The sequence below is a fragment of the Candidimonas nitroreducens genome (genome assembly GCF_002209565.1).
Classification (GTDB): domain Bacteria; phylum Pseudomonadota; class Gammaproteobacteria; order Burkholderiales; family Burkholderiaceae_B; genus Candidimonas; species Candidimonas nitroreducens.
In genome coordinates this window covers 69,274-87,199 of sequence record NZ_NJIH01000008.1, presented here as the reverse complement: position 1 = coordinate 87,199, position 17,926 = coordinate 69,274, and the positions used below count along the sequence as shown (strand labels likewise).

The following is a 17,926-nucleotide window of genomic DNA, read 5'->3' as shown; positions in this document are numbered from 1 at the left end:
TGCCTTTACAATTCAAGCTGTTTTCATAATGACGTGCTGCACGGCGCGCCGGCGGCCGCGGCCGTGGCGCCATTGCGGCACTCTTTTTAGCGTGAGCCGGCCCTGACCATGAGCGATATCCAAGCAAGCGCCGAGCAGCACATGCCCGACCTGGAAAGCCGGACTGTGCCGGAAGACCACCACGATCTGCGCCTCTGGCTGCGGCTGCTGACCTGCTGCAACCTGATCGAGGGCGAGATCCGCAGCCGGCTGCGCGTCGAATACGAAACCACCCTGCCGCGCTTCGACCTCATGGCGCAACTGCTGCGCGAACCGGCCGGCATGAAAATGAGCGAGCTGTCGCGCCACATGATGGTCACCAACGGCAACATCACCGGCATCACCGACCAGCTCGAGAAAGAAGGCATGGTCGAGCGCATCAAGGTGGCGACCGACAGGCGCAGCTCGCTGATCCGCCTCACCGCGCGCGGCAAGCGTGTGTTCCGCAAGATGGCCCAGTCGCACGAGCAATGGATACGCGAAATGCTGGGCGGGCTGTCCGAGAAAAGCCGCGACGCCCTGTACGAGGCGCTGGGCGAACTGAAGCTGCTCAACCAGCCGCGCCGCAACGCCAAACCCTGAACCAAACCCCCACACACAACCCACCGTCGAGCACAGCGTCATGGCCGTCAATCTGCACATCCCCTCCGAATCCGAGATCTTCCCCGTCGCCGGCGTGGAGATCGGCATTGCCGAAGCAGGCATACGCAAGGCCGGACGGCGCGACCTGACAGTATTCCGCCTGGCCGAAGGCGCCTCGGTGGCGGGCGTATTCACCCGCAACCGCTTCCGCGCCGCGCCGGTGCAAGTTTGCGAAAGCCACCTGGCCGCCGGCCGCGGCGTGCGCGCCCTGGTGATCAACACCGGCAACGCCAACGCCGGCACCGGCGCGCCGGGCCTGGCCGCCGCGCAGGAAACCTGCGCCGCGCTGGCCGGCCTGCTGGGCATCGAAGCGCAGCAAGTGCTGCCCTTTTCCACCGGCGTCATTCTGGAACCCCTGCCGGTGCAGCGCCTTACCGCCGCGCTGCCGCAGGCAGTGGCCAACTTGGCGCCGGGCAACTGGTACGCTGCCGCCCACAGCATCATGACCACCGACACCCAGCCCAAGATCGTCTCGCGCAGGCTGGAACTGGACGGCACCACCGTCACCATCACCGGCATCAGCAAGGGCGCCGGCATGATCCGGCCCAATATGGCGACGATGCTGGGCTACCTGGCCACCGACGCCGGCATCGACACCGCGCTGCTGCGCCGCGCCGCCGGCGCGATCGCCGACCGTTCGTTCAACCGCATCACGGTCGACGGCGACACCTCGACCAACGACTCCTTCATCATCATGGCCACCGGGCGCTCGGGCCTGCGCATCGAATCCGAAAACGACCCGCGCTATGCCGCCCTGTACGCGGCCCTGGAATCGGCCGCGGCCGAGCTGGCGCAAAAAATCGTGCGCGACGCCGAAGGCGCCACCAAGTTCATGACCATACGCGTCGAAGAAGCCGCCAGCACCGAAGAAGCGCTCAAGGTGGCGTACTCGGTGGCCCAGTCGCCGCTGGTCAAGACCGCCTTCTATGCCTCCGACCCGAACCTGGGCCGCATCCTGGCCGCCATCGGCTATGCCGGCATAGCCGACCTGGACGTGGACGGCATCCGCCTCTGGCTGGGCGACGTACTGGTGGCCAGCCAGGGCGGCCGCCACCCCGACTACCGGGAAGAAGACGGCCAGCGGGTCATGAAAGAACCCGAAATCGTGGTGCGCATCGCCCTGGGCCGCGGCAATGTGGCCGACACCGTCTACACCTGCGACTTCTCGCACGAATACGTCAGCATCAACGCCGACTACCGATCCTGAGCCTGGGGCGGCTCAGCCCGCGCCCTACGGGTGCGGCCCATGCTGGCGTTGCCACTCAGGCCTGGGCAGACGGAATGCCCTCGATCGCCGGGGCCGAGCGCCGGGAACCCCGCCCCGCGGCGCCCGTGCACGCGGCGCGGGGCGCCCGCAACTATTTGACTTCAAAAACAAATTCACGCTATAGTAGCGAGCTTGGCATTTTGCCAAGGTAATTTTTTGAGGTATACCCCAAATGTATGCGGTCATAAAAACCGGAGGCAAGCAGTATCGTGTTGCCGCCGGCCAAAAACTCAAGGTAGAACAGATACCGGCAGACATCGGGCAAGAAATCACGCTGGATCAGGTTCTCTCGGTAGGCGAAGGCGACCAACTCAAGATTGGTACGCCTTTGGTCGATGGGGCCTCGGTCAAGGCAACGGTTCTTGCGCAAGGCCGGCACGACAAGGTCAAGATCTTCAAGATGCGCCGTCGCAAGCATTACCAGAAGCACCAGGGCCATCGTCAGAACTACACCGAAATTCGCATCGAAGCCGTCACGGCCTAAGATCGAAGCACCGGTATTGCATAGCAGGAGCTAAACATGGCACAGAAAAAAGGCGGCGGCTCGACCCGCAACGGACGCGACTCGGAATCGAAGCGACTCGGCGTCAAGGCATACGGCGGCCAGCTGATTCCCGCCGGCTCGATCATCGTGCGCCAGCGCGGCACGCGCTTCCACGCCGGCACCAACGTCGGCATGGGCAAGGATCACACCCTGTACTCGCTGGTCGACGGCACGGTGCAGTTCGCGGTCAAGGGCGCGCTGAACAAGCATACGGTCTCGGTGGTCGCCGCCGAATAGGCGCGACGCGGCACGCGGCCGGCAGCCGCGTGCCCTGGGCCGACACAAAGGCCGCACGGAATTGCCTACAGAATCCCCACGCCGCAACATGCGGCGTGGGGATTCTGTTTTCCGCGCACGGATTCTGTTTTTTTGCAGAGCGGCCAGCGGGCTCTTGCGCCCCCGGCCCGGCCGCACACAGGCTACGCAGGCCGGTCAAGACCTTGCGATGGGCCCGCTTAGCGCTTACGCACCCGAAGCAGGGGCCACCGCGGCGCCCTGAATGCCATGACGCCGCAGGGCGTCCGCCACGAAGCCGCTGGCTTTCATTTCCTCAACGAAGGCGCCCAGCGCCGCCGCGGCCTCGGCGCCTCGGCTTTTGGGGCAGCCCATGGCCTGCCGGATGACCATGAAGCTGCCGGGCAGCATGCGCAAGCCGGGGACACGGGCCATATCGGCTTCCAATTGCTGTTTTACGCCGGCCGCGACATCTACGTTTTCGGACAGGAACGTATCCACCACGGCAGGCGAGGTAGGCGCACGCACGATGCTCGCATGCTTGAGTTCACGTGTCAGATACAGGTCGTACGCACTACCCTTGCCGACGGTGACGCGGATACCGTCGCGGTCGACGGCCTCCAGATCATGCAAGGGCGAGGCCTGGCGAACCAGGTAAGCGCCTTCGATCAGCACGTAGGCGTCGGTGAAAGTGATGCCCTTGCCGCGCACGGGGTCGATGGCAAAAAAGCCGATGTCGGCCTGTTCGGCCGTCACCGCTTCGACGGACTTGCCGGCACTGTCCCAGACGACCAGATCCAGCTCGGCGCCCAGCCGCTCGGCGAAGGCATGCGCCAGATCGATAGACACGCCCATGGGCGCGCCAGAGGCCGGATCACGGCGGGCAAGGATGGGATTGCCCACGTTGATGGAGGCGCGCAGGCGGCCGGTGGGCGTGAAAGCATTAATAATCTTGGAATCGAGCGTCATATTGAGATCCAGATATGCGGTCAGGCACTGTAGCGCGCGGTCTGGCCCGCACAACACAGATCGATGACCGCAGGTTCCAGGGTTTCGCCAAACCAGGCGTTCATGGCAGCCTTGCGTTCGGCGACGTAAACGGGCTGCCCAGCGGCGTCCAGGCGCATGCAAACATCGTGCCCCGGCACCAACAGGGTGTCGGGCTCCCGGCGCCACCATTGCCAGATCAGATCCAGGCTGGCGCGGCTGGCCTGAGCATCATAAGTGTCGTTCACCATTCCGGACAATAGCTCTGCGCGATTCTTCGCCGCATCCCCGGTAAATAGTACCGGCTTTTCAGTGGCCGTCACATAAAACAGCAAATGGCCCGGGGTATGGCCAGGCGCGGCTATGGCCGTGAAACCAGGCAGGAACTCCTGGCCATCGGCCACTCGCCGTACGCGCGGCGACACATCCAATTCACGCACATACAGCTCTGGCAGAGGGTTGAAACCCGCCGGCTGCGCAGCCGCCCATGCCAGTTCGCGGCCGCCTATCCATATCACCGCATTTGGAAAAAGCGTGAAATTGACCGCATGATCGTAATGGGCATGGGTAAGCACGACATCCGTGACATCGGCGGGCTCGACCTGCAGGTCGCGCAGCTGTTGCCTTAGCAGATGCCGCACCCCGAAGGCGCCCACGTCGACCAGAATATTGGAGCCCTCTCCGCGCAGCAGGGTGGTAGTGCTCCAGCCCAGGCCGCCGTGGCAGATGGCGCGTCCGGGGTAGCCTTGAATCAACACATCCGTCTTCAGCACGCACCTACTCCAGATTGACGTTGGCCTGCCGCAGCAAAGTGCGGAAACGCGCAAGATCGCTGCGCAACAGGGCGGCGAATGCCTCGGGGGTGCCGGCCACGATCTCGTTGCCGCCCTCGTCGGCCAGTTTTTTTACCACATCCGGCTGACGGGCCGCCTCGACCACCTCTTTGTGCAGCCGCGCAATGATGTCGGGCGGTGTCCGCGCCGGAGCCAGCAAGCCCTGGAATTGGGTGACATTGAACCCCTTGTAGCCCAGTTCGTCCATGGTGGGCAGGTTCGGCAGCGCACTGCTGCGCTGAGGGCCCGACACGGCAAAAGCACGCAGGCGTCCGGCAGCGATGTGCGGCGCCGAAGTCGCAATAGTGTCAAAGTCGAATGACAGCTGGCCACTCAAGGTATCGGTCAAAGCCTGCGCATTGCCCTTGTAGGGCACATGTGTCAATTGAGTATGTGTCATTACACCCAGCAGCGCGCCCGCCAGGTGGCCGCCAGATCCGACTCCCGCCGATCCATAGGTCAACTCGCCGGGCTTGGCGCGGGCCTGGGCCACCAATTCATCAACGCTATGAATGGGCGAGCCATGGCGCACGACCAGCGCATACTGATAGCTGGTGATTTGGCTGACGGGAGCCAGGTCGGTCAGAGGATCATAGGGAACCGATTTGTACAGCGATGGATTTACGACCAATGGGCCGCTGGCATCGAGTAGCAGGGTGTAGCCATCGGGGGCGGCCTTGACTACGTAGTCGGTGCCTATCATGCCATTGGCGCCAGGCTTGTTTTCGACGACCACCGGCACTTTCATGCTGATCGACATTTTCTGCGCGATGACGCGCGCGGTGATGTCGGCATTGCCTCCGGCTAAATAAGGGACTATTACGCGTATGGGCCGATCGGGATATGTGCCCGCCAGCGCAATCCGGCCCGCGGACGCCAGCAAGCATGCAACAACTAATGCGCAGATACGTTTCATGGCTGTACTCCTCTCTGGATAATGGTGTGCGTCGTACTGCTTTTTCAATGGGATGCTTTATGCTTGCGCCTGGGCGGCATACCGCTGCAACAAGGCCAAGACTGCCGGATCGACCTCGATGCCTTCGCGCTGCTGGCGCGCCATCTTGGCCAACTCGATTTCTCCGGGCACGATGACGGGGCGGGACGGATCCGCGGCCGGGCTGTCGTGCAGAATGGCCGCGAAGTCGGTCATGCGCTCGGCCAGCCATGCGGCCGACCCCAGCCGAGCCGTATCGATCAGAACGAAGAAATGCCCCAGATCCTGCGCCTGATCCGGCGCATCCACCCACGACTTCACATGGGTCAGATACGCCGCATTGGACAAGAGGCCGGCAAACAGGTCGACCATCAGGGCAAGCCCATAGCCTTTGTGCCCGCCGACGGGCAGCAAGAACCCGCCTAGCGCCGCGGCGGCATCCGTGGTCGGCCGTCCCTTGCTGTCAGTAGCCCAGGTGTCCGGAATCGCCTCGCCACACTTGAGCGCGTTACGGATCTTGGCACGCGCCACTACGCTCATGGCCATGTCCAGCAGGAAGGGCTGGCCGCCTGGATTCGGTACGCCAAAACCCAAGGGACTGTTGCCCAGCCGCGCGTCGCTGCCGCCCCACGGAGCGATCGTGGTGGTGGCGTTGCTGCCTATGATGCTGGCAAAGCCGCGCTGCGCCGCGAAATACGCATAGGGCGAAACGGGCCCGAAATGATTGCTCTGCCTGGCAAAGGCTACGCCCACGCCGCACTCCCGGGCCGCATCCATGGCTGCACGCAGGGCACTCATGCCGACAAGCGGGCCTATGCCATTGCCGCCGTCCACCAGCCGTATGGCGGGCGCAGGGTGTCGCACCGTAACGCTGGCGTGCGCCTGTATGCCGGCCACCAGCAAACGCTCGCCGTATGACTCGATACGGCTCAAGCCATGCGTGTTTATGCCGAACAAGTCGGCTTGTACCAGTACGCGCGCAACGTCGCCGGCGTGCTCCTCGGGCAAGCCCAGGCCGACAAAAGCCCTTTTGCCCAAGTCCAGCAATTCAGCCTCGCCAAACGTGCGAGCGCGATTCAAAGTCGTGTTCATACCTACCCTATTGATCAGAAAGCCGATTCACTGCGCGCCGAGCTTGGCCTGTCGCACGACTTCACCCCAGCGCACGCGCTCGGATTGAATGAAAGCGGCGAATTTTTCAGGCCCCCATCCCATCGGCTCGCTCGAATCGTGCTTGAGACGTTCGCTGACCGACTGCGAGTTCAAGGCCGCCAATGCATCCTTTTCCAGCCGGGCAATGATTTGCGGCGGCGTGCCTCGCGGGGCCATCAGGCCGAACCACTGAGAACTTTCAAAGCCGGGATAGCCTTGCTCGGCGACGGTGGGCACATCGGGGAGGGCCGCCAGGCGATGCGCGGAGCCCACCGCGATAATGCGGATGCTTCCCGCCTGCGCGTGCGGCAACAGGCCAGGCGTACCGGCCGAGGCCGCGTCGATATTGCCGGCCAGCAGATCGGTGATCTGTGCGCCGGTGCCCTTGTAAGGTACGTGCACGACGTCGATGCCCGTGGCGGTCTTGAGCATTTCGAATGCCAGATGGCCGGCGCTGCCATTGCCGGCCGACCCATAGTTCAGTACGCCGGGTTTGGATTTGGCCAAGGCGACGAACGACGACAAGTCGTGGGCCGGCACCTTCTTGCCCACCGCGAAGATCATCGGAACCTTGGCCAATAGAACGATCGGCGCGAAATCGCGCTGCGGGTCATAGGGAAGATTACGCATCATGGCCGGGTTGACCGCCAGCGTACCCACATGGCCCAGCAACAGGGTGTAGCCGTCAGGCTCCGCCCGAGCTGCCTCCTGCGTTGCGATGATGCCCTGGCCGCCGCCCTTATTGATGACGACTACCGGCTGCCCCAGGGTACGCGACATCTCGGCCGCTATCGCACGTGCAATCACATCCGAACTGCCGCCTGGCCCATAAGGCACCAGCAGGTGCACGGGCCTCTCGGGCGACCACTCGGCCGCCGCTGCCATGGGCGAGCCGAAAGCCAGAACGAACGTGCTGGTCGCGATGGCCGCCAATGCAGTGGAACGCCGCAGGAATCGTTGCAGGAAACTCATTTATCCACCTCCTCTTTTAGTCCGGATCATGTCTGTATATTTCATCTGGCTGCGATGATACGTAAGCCCTAATGCAGTGTAAAATGCAAAAATTAGATCTATTTTTGATTAAAACGCATGAATTTCGATTTGGGCGATTTACGCGCCTTTCTGGCGGTTGCCGATCTCGGGAGTTTTCGTGCTGCGTCCGAAGCCCTGCACCTGTCCCAGTCGGCGCTGTCGCGCCGTACCGACAAGCTGGAGCAGGCACTGGGAGTCAAACTGTTCTCCCGCACCACACGCAGGATCGAGCTCACCACTGTGGGGCGCGGGTTCGTGCCGCGCGCACGCAATGTGCTCAACGAGCTGGAAAACGCGCTCATCGGCATACAAGACGTAGCCGAGCGCATGTCGGGAACGGTCACCATCGCCTGCGTGCCATCGGCCGTGGCGTACTTTCTACCGGCGGTGATACGCGAATTCCATAGTCAATACCCGCGCATCCGGATACGCATCATCGACGAATCGTCGTCAGTGGCGCTGACGGCGGTGGCAAGCGGGGACGCCGACTTCGGACTGACCTATATCGGCACCCACGATTCCGACATTGAATTCCATCCCCTGCTGGAAGAGCCGTTCGTACTGGCCGTCTGTGCCGACCACCCGCTGGCCGGGCGTCGCGAAGTCGCCTGGCGCGACCTGATGGCCCATGAATACATCAGCCTGGCTCACGGCAGCGGCAACCGCTTCCTGATCGACCAGGCGCTCGCCCAAAGCACCGAACGGCCACGCTGGTTTTGCGAGGTAAAGCACGTGCCTGCGCTAGTAAGCATGGTGGAAGCCGGGCTGGGCGTAGGGGTAGTGCCCCGATTGGCCATGCCCCCGGTCGGGCATACGGCTCTGGTCAGCGTCCCCTTGAAAAAACCTGTGATCAGCCGCACCCTCGGGCTGATTCACCGCCGCAACCGGGAACTCGGCACCGTGGCGCGCCTGCTGTACGACATAATTGTGCGCACCCGGGGAAGCCGCTGAACGGCGTCTCGCTTACCCATCTGCAAGCCGGCATACAATATGGCTCGCACACTTATTACACCACTATGAAATTTGTCGACGAAGCCACCATCGAAGTCATTGCCGGCAAGGGCGGCAATGGCGTGGCGAGTTTTCGCCGCGAGAAATTCATCCCCAAGGGCGGCCCGGACGGCGGCGACGGCGGGCGCGGCGGCAGCATATACGCCATCGCCGACCGCAACATCAACACGCTCATCGATTTCCGCTACGCCCGCCTGCACCGCGCCCGCAACGGCGAGAACGGCAGGGGCTCCGACCAGTACGGCGCGGCGGCGCCCGACATCACGCTGCGCGTGCCGGTGGGCACCGTGATCCACGACGCCGACAGCGGCGAGCAGCTGTTCGACCTGAACCGCCACGGCGAGCGCGTCACGCTGGCCGCCGGCGGCGCCGGCGGCATGGGCAACATCCATTTCAAGTCCAGCGTCAACCGCGCGCCGCGCCAGTGGACGCCGGGGCGCGAAGGCGAACAGCGCCGCCTGCGGCTGGAACTCAAGGTGCTGGCCGACGTCGGCCTGCTGGGCCTGCCCAATGCCGGCAAGTCCACGCTGATCAGCAAAATTTCCAACGCCCGGCCCAAGATCGCCGACTACCCTTTCACTACGCTGCATCCCAATCTGGGCGTGGTGCGCACCTCGGCCTCGCGCAGCTTCGTGGTGGCCGACATTCCCGGCCTGATCGAAGGCGCCTCCGAAGGCGCCGGGCTGGGCCATCTGTTCCTGCGCCACTTGTCGCGCACGCGCGTACTGCTGCACCTGGTCGACGTCTCGACGCCTGACCCCGATTGCGATCCGGTCGAACAGGCCGCCGCCGACGCCCGCGCCATTGTCGAGGAACTGCGCCTGTACGACGCCGAGCTTTACGCCAAACCGCGCTGGCTGGTGCTGAACAAGCTGGACATGGTGGCCGACCCCGAAGACGTCACGCGCCGCCTGTGCCAGGCGCTCGACTGGAACGGGCCGGTATTCGGCATTTCGGCACTCGACGGCACCGGCACCCGCGAACTGGTGTGGCGCCTGCAGGACTGGCTCGACGAACAACGCCAGCAGGCCCAGCGCGCCCAGGATCAGGCCGACGGCACCTATGTCCCCGAAGACCCGCGCTTCGATGCGGCCCGCGGCCCCGGGCCCGGGCCCGGCGACGATGCCGACGCCGGGCAGCGCGACCCCGGGCGCGCGCCCCCGTCCACCGACAACTGAAGGTACGGCGCCCATGGCGGCGCCGCCCCGGCAATCCCATAGTTTCCCGCAGTTCCCGTCACCGCAGTTCCCGTTACACAACCGCCAGGCTTCCAGCGCCGCAGACACCCATGCCCACCTCTACCGCCCCTGTCTCCGTTGTCGCCAAGGCCAAGCGCCTGGTCGCCAAGGTCGGCTCCACGCTCGTCACCAACGAAGGCAAGGGCATAGATCTGGCGGCGGTCGGGCAGTGGGCCCAGCAGATCGCGGCGCTGCATGCCCAGGGGCGCCAGGTGGTGCTGGTATCCAGCGGCGCGATTGCCGAAGGCATGGCGCGGCTGGGCTGGGCGCGGCGCCCGCAAACTATGAACGAGCTGCAGGCGGCAGCCGCAGTCGGGCAGATGGGCCTGGCTCAGGCCTACGAGGCGGCCTTCGCCAAGCACGACATACGCACCGCGCAAATCCTGCTGACGCACGAAGACCTGGCCGACCGGCACCGCTACCTGAATGCGCGCAGCACGCTTTACACCCTGCTGGGGCTGGGCGTGGTGCCCATCGTCAACGAGAACGACACCGTGGTCACCGACGAGATCCGCCTGGGCGACAACGACACCCTGGGCGCGCTGGTCACCAATCTTATCGAAGCCGACGCGCTGGTCATTCTTACCGACCAGCGCGGCCTGTACAGCGCCGATCCGCGCAAGCATCCGGATGCCCGCTTCATCGACGTGGCGCAGGCCGGCGACCCGGCGCTGGAAGCCATGGCCGGCGGCGCCGGCAGCGGCATCGGCACCGGCGGCATGATCACCAAGGTGCTGGCCGCCAAGCGCGCGGCCAACAGCGGCGGCCATACGGTGATCGCCTCGGGGCGCGAGCCCGACGTGCTGCTGCGCCTGGCGGGCGGCGAACAGATAGGCAGCGAATTGCGCGCCCAGCTGCCGGTGCGCTCGGCGCGCAAGCGCTGGCTGGCCAACCACCTGCGCCTGCGCGGCCGCGTCACGCTCGATCCGGGCGCGGTGCGCGCCATTACGCAAGAGCACAAGAGCCTGCTGCCGATCGGCGTGGTCGAGGTAGAAGGCGAGTTCGAACGCGGCGACGTGGTGGCCTGCGTCGACCAGCACGGCGTCGAATGCGGCCGCGGCCTGATCAATTATTCAGCCAACGACACGCGCCGCATCCTGCGCCAGCCCAGCAGCCGCATTCCCAAGATACTGGGCAGCATGTCCGACGAAGAGCTGATGCACCGCGACAACATGGTATTTGCGCGGCCGTCCGCGTCGGCCCGCAAGGCCGCCTCGTAGCGGCGGGCGCATCCCTGCCGCTACGGCGCACGCCTCATGCGAATTCGCGATCAAAACGGCAACCGCGTTGAGAGAACAAGGCGCGAAGCCGCAGGCAGTACAAGTAGTACGGCAACGCTGTTGTCGTTTTGATCGCGAATTCGTATCAGGCGTGCAGCCGCTGGCCATCCAGCCTCGCGCCGGCGCCGTGCGCCAGTTCCCGGGGCACGAAATGCTCGCGCGCCGGCAGGCTGGCGAGCCGTTCCTGCAGGAACTCGATGAAGACACGCACCTTGGCGGGCATCAGCCGCGAAGGGAACAACGCCATCAGCGGCATGGGCCGCAGTTGCCAATCGGGCAGCACTCTTTGCAGGAGCTCGCCGCCGTCCGCCTCGATGGGACAATAGATGGGCAGCGGAGCAATGCCTACGCCCTGCACCGCCAGGCGCTGCAGCATGCCCATATTGTTGATGGACAGCCGGCCCGACACCGTGACTTCCTCGGTCTGCTTGCCGGACGCCAGAACCCAGGTCGAGCTGCGGCGGTTGCCGTGCGTGCGCAGGCATTGGTGGCGCGGCAGCTCTGCCGGCAGCACCGGGCTGCCGTGGCTGGCCAGGTATTCCGACGATGCATACAGGCCCATCGCCATATCGGCGATGCGGCGCGATATCACGCCCGAATCGGGCTGCACGCCGAAGCGCAGCACCAGGTCGAAGGCGTCGGCCAGCAGGTCGACCTCGTGGGTGTTGAGGTCGATGTCGCATTCGATGTCGGGGTATTTTTCGCAAAAATCGCGGAATATGACCGGCATGAAGCTCAGCGAAAAGCTGACCGGCATGGATATGCGCAGGCGCCCCTTGGGCTGTTGAGCGACTTCCAGCAATTGTTCGTGGGCGATGCGCGCTTCGGCCACGACGTTCTGGCAGCGCTCGAAATACACCCCGCCCGCCTCGGTGAGTTCGATCTTGCGGGTGCTGCGATTGAGCAGGCGCACCCCCAGGCGGCGCTCGAGTTCGCTGATGCGCCGCGACAGCGTCGACACCGGCATGTCCAGCGCCTCGGCGGCACGGCTGAAATTCTTGCGCCTGGCCACTTCCACGAATAGGGCGATGTCGTCGAGGGAGGGTTCCATAGATTTTTCCAAAATTGCTTATAGTTTTTATTTTCAGCGCATTATACCCCTATTATTATTCCATTAACGGAAATATGTTTGTCACGAACTAGGGTTTTTACTAGGCCTAAAAAAGCACACACTGACTCCATCGAAAACAGCCTGATCCACGCGGACAGGCACGGCAAGACAAGAAGCCGCTGAATTCTTGATGTAGATAGATGGAGTTTGATATGAAAGCCCTCGCAAGTGCCCTGATGATTTCCGCTACCCTGATTGCCGGCGCAGCGCAGGCAGCATCCGTGAACGACGCCCCCAAGACCCGCGCGCAAGTACAGGCCGAACTGGTCGCCGCCCAGGCTGCCGGCCAGATCCAGACCGGCGAATTCGCCGACTACCCGGTCGCCGTCCAGCAAGCCAGCACCACGAACCGCGCCCAAGTGCAGTCGGAGCTGGCTGCCGCCGAGGCTGCCGGCCAGATCGAAAGCGGTGAATTCGCCGACTATCCGCTGGCCGTTGCCTCGTCCGCACCCAGCCACGTGACCCGCGCCGAAGTCGAGGCCGAGTACACCAAGCTGGCGTCTGCCGGCCAACTGCCCCAAGTAGCGTTCTGATGTTTGCCGGCCTTTGAATGACTACGCGGCGCGGCAGTGCCGCCGTTTCAAAGGCCGGGCTGCTTTGCGGCTTCTCCCCGGTTTGCGCCCAGCACTTCCGGGTAAGCGGGCCGGCGCACAGCCGGACCCGCCCCGACCGGCCCACAAGGCCGGTTTTTCATTTCTGCGCCGGCACGAACAGAGTTTCTTTGACCTCTTCCATGACAATGCAGCTTTTGGTCTGCGTCACTCCCGGCAGGCGCAGCAGGATGTCGCCCAGCAGGCTGCGGTACTGGCCGATCTCGCGGATGCGCGCCTTGACCAGGTAATCGAAGTCGCCCGACACCAGATGGCATTCCTGTACTTGCGGTATGCACAGGATCTCGCGGCGGAAATCGTCGAAACTGCGATCCGACTTGCTGGACAAGGATATTTCCACGAACACCAGCAGCCCCGCGTCCAGCGCCGCGGGCGCGACACGCGCGTGATAGCCGGTGATGACGCCGTCGCGCTCGAGCCGCTTGACCCTTTCGGTGCAGGGCGTGACCGTCAGCCCCACCGCCTCGGCCAGGTCGGTCATGGACATGCGGCCGTCGCGCTGCAACAGGTCGAGTATGTGCCGATCCAGCTTGTCCAGCGTGTGCACCGGCTGGCGCTGTACCCTCATGGCAATGTCCCCATTTTTTGATGAGCAGAAAATAAGCCTGGAAATCTGCTTTTTTCATTAAAAAACACTGCACATTTTGCCTTAATATAATGAAAACACATAGTTTTCCGACTCGCGGACCATGAAAATCATCATCCTCGGCGCCGGAGTCATCGGCGTAAGCAGCGCATACTATCTGGCCGAGCAGGGCCACGAGGTTACCGTGCTGGAGCGCGAGCCCGGCCCGGCTTGCGAAACCAGTTTCGGCAACGCCGGCCAGGTTTCTTTCGGTTATTCCTCGCCCTGGGCCGCGCCGGGGGTGCCGTTCAAGGCCCTGAAATGGATGTTCGCCAAGCATCCGCCGCTCACTATCCGCCCCGACGGCACACTGTTCCAGCTGCGCTGGATGTACCAGATGTGGCGCAACTGCACCGCGGCGCGCTACGCCGTCAACAAAGAGCGGCTGCTGCGCATCTCGGAACACAGCCGGGAATGCCTGGCGCAATTGCGCGCCCGCACGGGCATCGAATACGAAGGCCGCCGGCAAGGCACCCTGCAGGTGTTCCGCACCCGGAAGCAGCTCGATGCCGCGGCACGCGACATCCGCGTGCTCGAAGAAGCCGGCATACGCTATGAACTGCTAAGCCGGCAAGAACTGCCGAACATCGAGCCGGCACTGGCCGCCAGCCTGCACAAGCTGGTCGGCGGTCTGCGCCTGCCCGATGACGAAACCGGCGACTGCCGGCTCTTCACCGGCCGGCTCGAGGCCCTGGCCCGCGCGCTGGGTGTGCAGTTCCGCTATGGCGTCACGGTCGACCGGCTGGAAAGCGCGGGCGGCGAAATCACCGGGGTGCGCTGCGCCGGCCAGCTCCTGCAGGCCGATGCCTATGTGGTGGCACTGGGCTCGTACTCCACGCCGCTGCTGCGCGGCCTGGTGCAGCTGCCGGTCTATCCGCTCAAGGGCTATTCCATCACCGTGCCGGTGGCCCGCGACGACGCCGCCCCCGTATCCACCCTGCTGGACGAAACCTACAAGATCGCCATCACGCGCTTCGACCAGCGCATCCGCGTCGGCGGCATGGCCGAGATCGTGGGCTACGACAAATCGCTCGACCCGCGGCGCGAGCGCACGCTGGAAATGGTGCTGCGCGATCTTTTCCCCGAGGGCTATCAGGCCGGCAGCGTGTCGTTCTGGACGGGCCTGCGGCCCAAGACGCCGGACAGCACGCCCATCATCGGCGCCACCGGCATACGCCGCCTGTACCTGAACACGGGGCACGGCACGCTGGGCTGGACCATGTCCTGCGGCAGCGGCCAACTGATTGCCGACATTGTTTCGGGCAGGCCCACGGCCATCCGCAGCGACGATCTGGCGGTCAGCCGCTACGCCTGAAACGCGCCGCGGCGGGCGCCGCGCACCGGCTTGCGCGCCCGCCCCGCCCTGCTCCGGATCAGCGGCCGCAGGCCCTTGCCGCACAGCACGGGGAACCTATCGGCGCCGCGGCGCTCGAAGCTTCGAGACGGGCGCCTCGATCGCGTTACGTCCTCTGACAGGATGCGGCCCGGCATCAGCAAGATCCGTGATCGATCATGAGATAATACCCGCCATGGACATGACATCCCGCATGAGCTCGCACTTCGACGACGCCCTCGACACTTTCAAGGCCGCCCGGGAACTCGCGGCGCCGCTGGCGATCGCCGTCGACCTGCTGTTCGGATCGCTCAGCAATAACGGCAAGATCCTGGCCTGCGGCAATGGCGGCTCGGCCGCCGATGCGCAACACTTCATCGCCGAACTGGTGGGCCGCTTCGAGCGCGACCGCCTGCCGCTGGCCGGCGTGGCCCTGAACACCGATACCTCCATACTCACCGCGGTCGCCAACGACTACGGCTACGAACCGGTCTTCGAGCGCCAGGTGAATGCGCTCGGCCAGCCCGGCGACATCCTGGTGGCCATCTCCACCAGCGGCAACTCGCCCAGCATCGTGCGCGCCGTCGAGGCCGCGCACGAGCGCGAGATGCCGGTCATCGCGCTTACCGGCAAGGGCGGCGGCCAGCTCGGCGCCCTGCTGTACGAAACCGATGTCCACTTATGCGTTCCGCACGACCGCACCATGCGCATCCAGGAAGTCCACATCCTGCTGCTGCACGCGATATGCGACGGTATCGACGCCTTGCTCCTGGGAGACACCCTCTGATGCTGCCTACCATCACGCTATCGGCCACCACCGCGAAACGTGCCCGTTCCTTGCTGCTGGCCGGCCTGGCCGCAGCCAGCCTGTGCTCGCTGGCGGGCTGCGGGGTAGCCGTGGTGGGCGGTGCTGCCGCCACCACCGCCACGGTCGCCAGCGACCGCCGCACCGCCGGCGAACAGGTCGACGACAAGACCATACAAATCAAGGCCGCCAACGACCTCGGCGCCATCGTGGGCGACAAGGGCCGCATCAATACCAGCTCGTATGCCGGCTGGCTGCTGCTGGTGGGCGACGTGCCCTCCGAACAAATGAAGCAGCAGATCGGCGAACGCGCGGGCCAGATTCCCAAGGTCAGGCGCGTCTTCAACGAACTGCGCGTGGGCGACGTCACGCCTCTCAGCGTGCGCACCAACGACACCTGGCTGACCTCCAAGGTCACGGCCTCGCTCATCGACACCAAGGGCGTGCCGACCCGCACCATCAGCGTCACCACCGAACGCGGCGTGGTGTACCTCATGGGCAAGGTCACCACCGCCGAAGCCGAGCGCGCCGCCAAGGTGGCCTCGGGGGTAAGCGGCGTGAATAAAGTAGTAAAATTGTTCGAAATCGTCACGCCCGAAAGCCTGCAGCAGCGGCAAACTCCCGCTCCGATCCAGGACAATGGGGCCAGCGGCACCACCCCCACAACCCCGGCGCCCGCCGCCTCTTCCGGCGACGCCCAAGCCATGCCAGTGCAATGAAAAAAGTCCTGCTCAGTCTGATCGCCGTCGTCGCCCTGGCGGGCGTCGCGCTCTGGCAGTTCTCGGGCTCGGCCCGGGCCGCCGCTCCCGACGTCACCTACGTGTCGCTCACCGGCCAGAAGATCACGCCGCAAGACCTGCGCGGCAAGGTGGTGCTGGTGAAGTTCTGGGCCACCGACTGCGCCACCTGCATCCAGCAGATGCCCGACATGATCAAGACCTACGACGCCCTGGCTCCCAAGGGCTTCGAGGCGATCGCGGTCGCCATGCAGTACGACCCGCCCAACTACGTCAAGAACTACGCCGAAACGCGCAAGCTGCCCTTCCCCGTGGCCATCGATGCGCAAGGGCGCATCGCCAAGGCCTTCGGCGACATCCGGCTCACGCCCACGGCCTTCCTGATCGACAAGCAGGGCCATATCATCAAGCGCTACCTGGGCAACTACGACAAGGTCGCGTTCATGCACACTGTCGAAAAGGCGCTGGCCAGCTGACCCTGGCGCCATGGCCGTCTTCGCCCGAGACCGCCACGCGGATTCTCGGGCTTTTCATTTCCACGCCGGTGTCGGGCCACCACCGACCCATTCATACCTGCCAACTCTTGTTTGCCGCCCATGAATAATCCATCCGATACCGCCGCGCTCGCCTCCAAGGTCAAGGCCGATGTGCTGTCCGAGGCGCTGCCCTATATCCGCCGCTTCCATGGCAAGACCGTAGTCATCAAGTACGGTGGCAATGCCATGACCGAAGAGCTGCTGCAGCGCAGCTTCGCCCACGATGTGGTGCTGCTCAAGCTGGTGGGCCTGAATCCGGTCGTGGTGCACGGCGGCGGCCCGCAGATCAACAGCGCGCTCAAGCGCATCGGCAAGGAAGGCAATTTCGTGCAGGGCATGCGCGTCACCGATGCCGAGACCATGGAAGTGGTCGAGTGGGTGCTGGGCGGCCAGGTGCAGCAGGACATCGTGATGATGATCAACGAGGCCGGCGGCAAGGCCGTGGGCCTGACCGGCAAGGACGGCTGCCTGATCCAGGCGCGCAAGAAACTGCTGGCCGACCAGGACAACCCCGGGCAGTGGCTGGACATCGGCTACGTGGGCGACATCATGCGCGTCGAGCCGGCCGTGGTGAAGGCGCTGCAAGACGACCAGTTCATTCCCGTCATCTCGTCCATCGGCTACGGCGAGGACGGCATGGCCTACAACATCAACGCCGACGTGGTGGCCGGCAAGATGGCCGAGGTGCTGGGCGCGGAAAAGCTCATCATGATGACCAACACTCCGGGCGTGCTCGACAAGAACGGCCAGCTGCTGCGCAGCCTGTCGGCGCAGACCATCGACGAACTGTTCCAGGACGGCACGATTTCCGGCGGCATGCTGCCGAAGATCTCGTCGGCGCTGGATGCCGCGCGCAACGGCGTCAATTCCGTGCACGTGGTCGACGGCCGGGTGCCGCACTGCCTGCTGCTGGAAATCCTCACCGATCGCGGGGTGGGAACCATGATCAGCTCGCACTGACCGCGGCCCCTCTTT

20 protein-coding genes are annotated in these 17,926 nt (G+C 64.6%); 13 read left to right on the top strand and 7 right to left on the bottom strand.

From position 1 onward, the window contains the following. Window positions 1-108 precede the first annotated feature (108 nt). The 4 genes from CEY11_RS14425 to rpmA all read left to right on the top strand — a co-directional run bounded on the left by CEY11_RS14425 (window position 109) and on the right by rpmA (window position 2,729). Window positions 109-621 (top strand): MarR family winged helix-turn-helix transcriptional regulator, encoded by a 513-nt coding sequence (locus tag CEY11_RS14425; RefSeq protein WP_233154891.1) that lies wholly within the window; start codon window positions 109-111, stop codon window positions 619-621. A 40-nt stretch (window positions 622-661) separates the two neighbouring features. Beyond that, window positions 662-1,888 (top strand): bifunctional glutamate N-acetyltransferase/amino-acid acetyltransferase ArgJ, encoded by a 1,227-nt coding sequence (argJ, locus tag CEY11_RS14420; RefSeq protein WP_088604108.1) that lies wholly within the window; start codon window positions 662-664, stop codon window positions 1,886-1,888. Between the two features lie 232 nt (window positions 1,889-2,120). Further along, window positions 2,121-2,432 (top strand): 50S ribosomal protein L21, encoded by a 312-nt coding sequence (gene rplU / locus CEY11_RS14415; protein ID WP_088604107.1) that lies wholly within the window; start codon window positions 2,121-2,123, stop codon window positions 2,430-2,432. A 36-nt stretch (window positions 2,433-2,468) separates the two neighbouring features. Then, window positions 2,469-2,729, top strand: coding sequence for a 50S ribosomal protein L27 (gene rpmA, locus CEY11_RS14410; protein ID WP_088604106.1), 261 nt, complete (start codon window positions 2,469-2,471; stop codon window positions 2,727-2,729). 225 nt (window positions 2,730-2,954) lie between these two features. On the opposite strand, the gene CEY11_RS14405 is transcribed toward rpmA, so the two are convergent. Genes CEY11_RS14405 through CEY11_RS14385 form a run of 5 tightly spaced genes read right to left on the bottom strand, consistent with a single transcriptional unit; the run spans window position 2,955 to window position 7,604 of the window. Continuing rightward, on the bottom strand, window positions 2,955-3,695 hold the full coding sequence (locus tag CEY11_RS14405; RefSeq protein ID WP_088604105.1) for an ABC transporter substrate-binding protein: 741 nt from the start codon (window positions 3,693-3,695) through the stop codon (window positions 2,955-2,957). A 20-nt stretch (window positions 3,696-3,715) separates the two neighbouring features. Then, window positions 3,716-4,486: an MBL fold metallo-hydrolase gene (locus CEY11_RS14400; RefSeq protein WP_088604104.1), complete on the bottom strand. Its 771-nt coding sequence runs from the start codon at window positions 4,484-4,486 to the stop codon at window positions 3,716-3,718. A 4-nt stretch (window positions 4,487-4,490) separates the two neighbouring features. Beyond that, entirely contained in the window at window positions 4,491-5,462 is a 972-nt protein-coding gene (locus tag CEY11_RS14395; RefSeq protein WP_088604103.1) for a Bug family tripartite tricarboxylate transporter substrate binding protein, read from the bottom strand. A 57-nt stretch (window positions 5,463-5,519) separates the two neighbouring features. Further along, window positions 5,520-6,572, bottom strand: coding sequence for an Ldh family oxidoreductase (locus CEY11_RS14390; RefSeq protein WP_088604102.1), 1,053 nt, complete (start codon window positions 6,570-6,572; stop codon window positions 5,520-5,522). Between the two features lie 27 nt (window positions 6,573-6,599). Continuing rightward, window positions 6,600-7,604 (bottom strand): Bug family tripartite tricarboxylate transporter substrate binding protein, encoded by a 1,005-nt coding sequence (locus tag CEY11_RS14385; protein WP_088604101.1) that lies wholly within the window; start codon window positions 7,602-7,604, stop codon window positions 6,600-6,602. Between the two features lie 117 nt (window positions 7,605-7,721). On the opposite strand from CEY11_RS14385, the gene CEY11_RS14380 reads away from it, so the two are divergent. From CEY11_RS14380 to proB, 3 genes are all read left to right on the top strand, one after another. Then, window positions 7,722-8,615, top strand: coding sequence for a LysR family transcriptional regulator (locus CEY11_RS14380; RefSeq protein WP_088604100.1), 894 nt, complete (start codon window positions 7,722-7,724; stop codon window positions 8,613-8,615). Between the two features lie 65 nt (window positions 8,616-8,680). Further along, window positions 8,681-9,853: a GTPase ObgE gene (gene obgE / locus CEY11_RS14375; protein WP_088604099.1), complete on the top strand. Its 1,173-nt coding sequence runs from the start codon at window positions 8,681-8,683 to the stop codon at window positions 9,851-9,853. A gap of 110 nt (window positions 9,854-9,963) precedes the next feature. After that, a complete protein-coding gene (gene proB, locus CEY11_RS14370; protein ID WP_088604098.1) occupies window positions 9,964-11,133 on the top strand; it encodes a glutamate 5-kinase in 1,170 nt (389 codons plus the stop codon). A 145-nt stretch (window positions 11,134-11,278) separates the two neighbouring features. On the opposite strand, the gene CEY11_RS14365 is transcribed toward proB, so the two are convergent. Beyond that, window positions 11,279-12,244 carry a LysR family transcriptional regulator gene (locus CEY11_RS14365; protein WP_088604097.1) on the bottom strand — a complete coding sequence of 322 codons (966 nt, stop codon included), beginning with the start codon at window positions 12,242-12,244 and terminating at the stop codon, window positions 11,279-11,281. Window positions 12,245-12,456: 212 nt separating this feature from the next. On the opposite strand from CEY11_RS14365, the gene CEY11_RS14360 reads away from it, so the two are divergent. Then, window positions 12,457-12,837 carry a DUF4148 domain-containing protein gene (locus CEY11_RS14360; protein ID WP_158215323.1) on the top strand — a complete coding sequence of 127 codons (381 nt, stop codon included), beginning with the start codon at window positions 12,457-12,459 and terminating at the stop codon, window positions 12,835-12,837. Between the two features lie 157 nt (window positions 12,838-12,994). Here CEY11_RS14360 and CEY11_RS14355 read toward each other — a convergent pair whose 3' ends face one another. Next, the gene (locus CEY11_RS14355; RefSeq protein ID WP_088604095.1) at window positions 12,995-13,483 is read right to left on the bottom strand and encodes an Lrp/AsnC ligand binding domain-containing protein; all 489 of its coding nucleotides are present in this window, start codon (window positions 13,481-13,483) and stop codon (window positions 12,995-12,997) included. A gap of 121 nt (window positions 13,484-13,604) precedes the next feature. Here CEY11_RS14355 and CEY11_RS14350 point away from each other — a divergent pair, with 121 nt between their 5' ends. The 5 genes from CEY11_RS14350 to argB all read left to right on the top strand — a co-directional run bounded on the left by CEY11_RS14350 (window position 13,605) and on the right by argB (window position 17,911). Continuing rightward, on the top strand, window positions 13,605-14,855 hold the full coding sequence (locus CEY11_RS14350; RefSeq protein WP_088604094.1) for a D-amino acid dehydrogenase: 1,251 nt from the start codon (window positions 13,605-13,607) through the stop codon (window positions 14,853-14,855). Between the two features lie 214 nt (window positions 14,856-15,069). Continuing rightward, on the top strand, window positions 15,070-15,660 hold the full coding sequence (locus tag CEY11_RS14340) for a phosphoheptose isomerase (protein WP_198958901.1): 591 nt from the start codon (window positions 15,070-15,072) through the stop codon (window positions 15,658-15,660). Beyond that, entirely contained in the window at window positions 15,660-16,397 is a 738-nt protein-coding gene (locus tag CEY11_RS14335; protein ID WP_088604092.1) for a BON domain-containing protein, read from the top strand. The genes CEY11_RS14340 and CEY11_RS14335 overlap by 1 nt, the downstream gene beginning before the upstream one ends. Then, a complete protein-coding gene (locus CEY11_RS14330; RefSeq protein ID WP_088604091.1) occupies window positions 16,394-16,891 on the top strand; it encodes a peroxiredoxin family protein in 498 nt (165 codons plus the stop codon). Before CEY11_RS14335 ends, CEY11_RS14330 begins: the two co-directional genes overlap by 4 nt. A gap of 120 nt (window positions 16,892-17,011) precedes the next feature. Next, window positions 17,012-17,911: an acetylglutamate kinase gene (gene argB, locus CEY11_RS14325; RefSeq protein WP_088604090.1), complete on the top strand. Its 900-nt coding sequence runs from the start codon at window positions 17,012-17,014 to the stop codon at window positions 17,909-17,911. Window positions 17,912-17,926 lie beyond the last annotated feature (15 nt).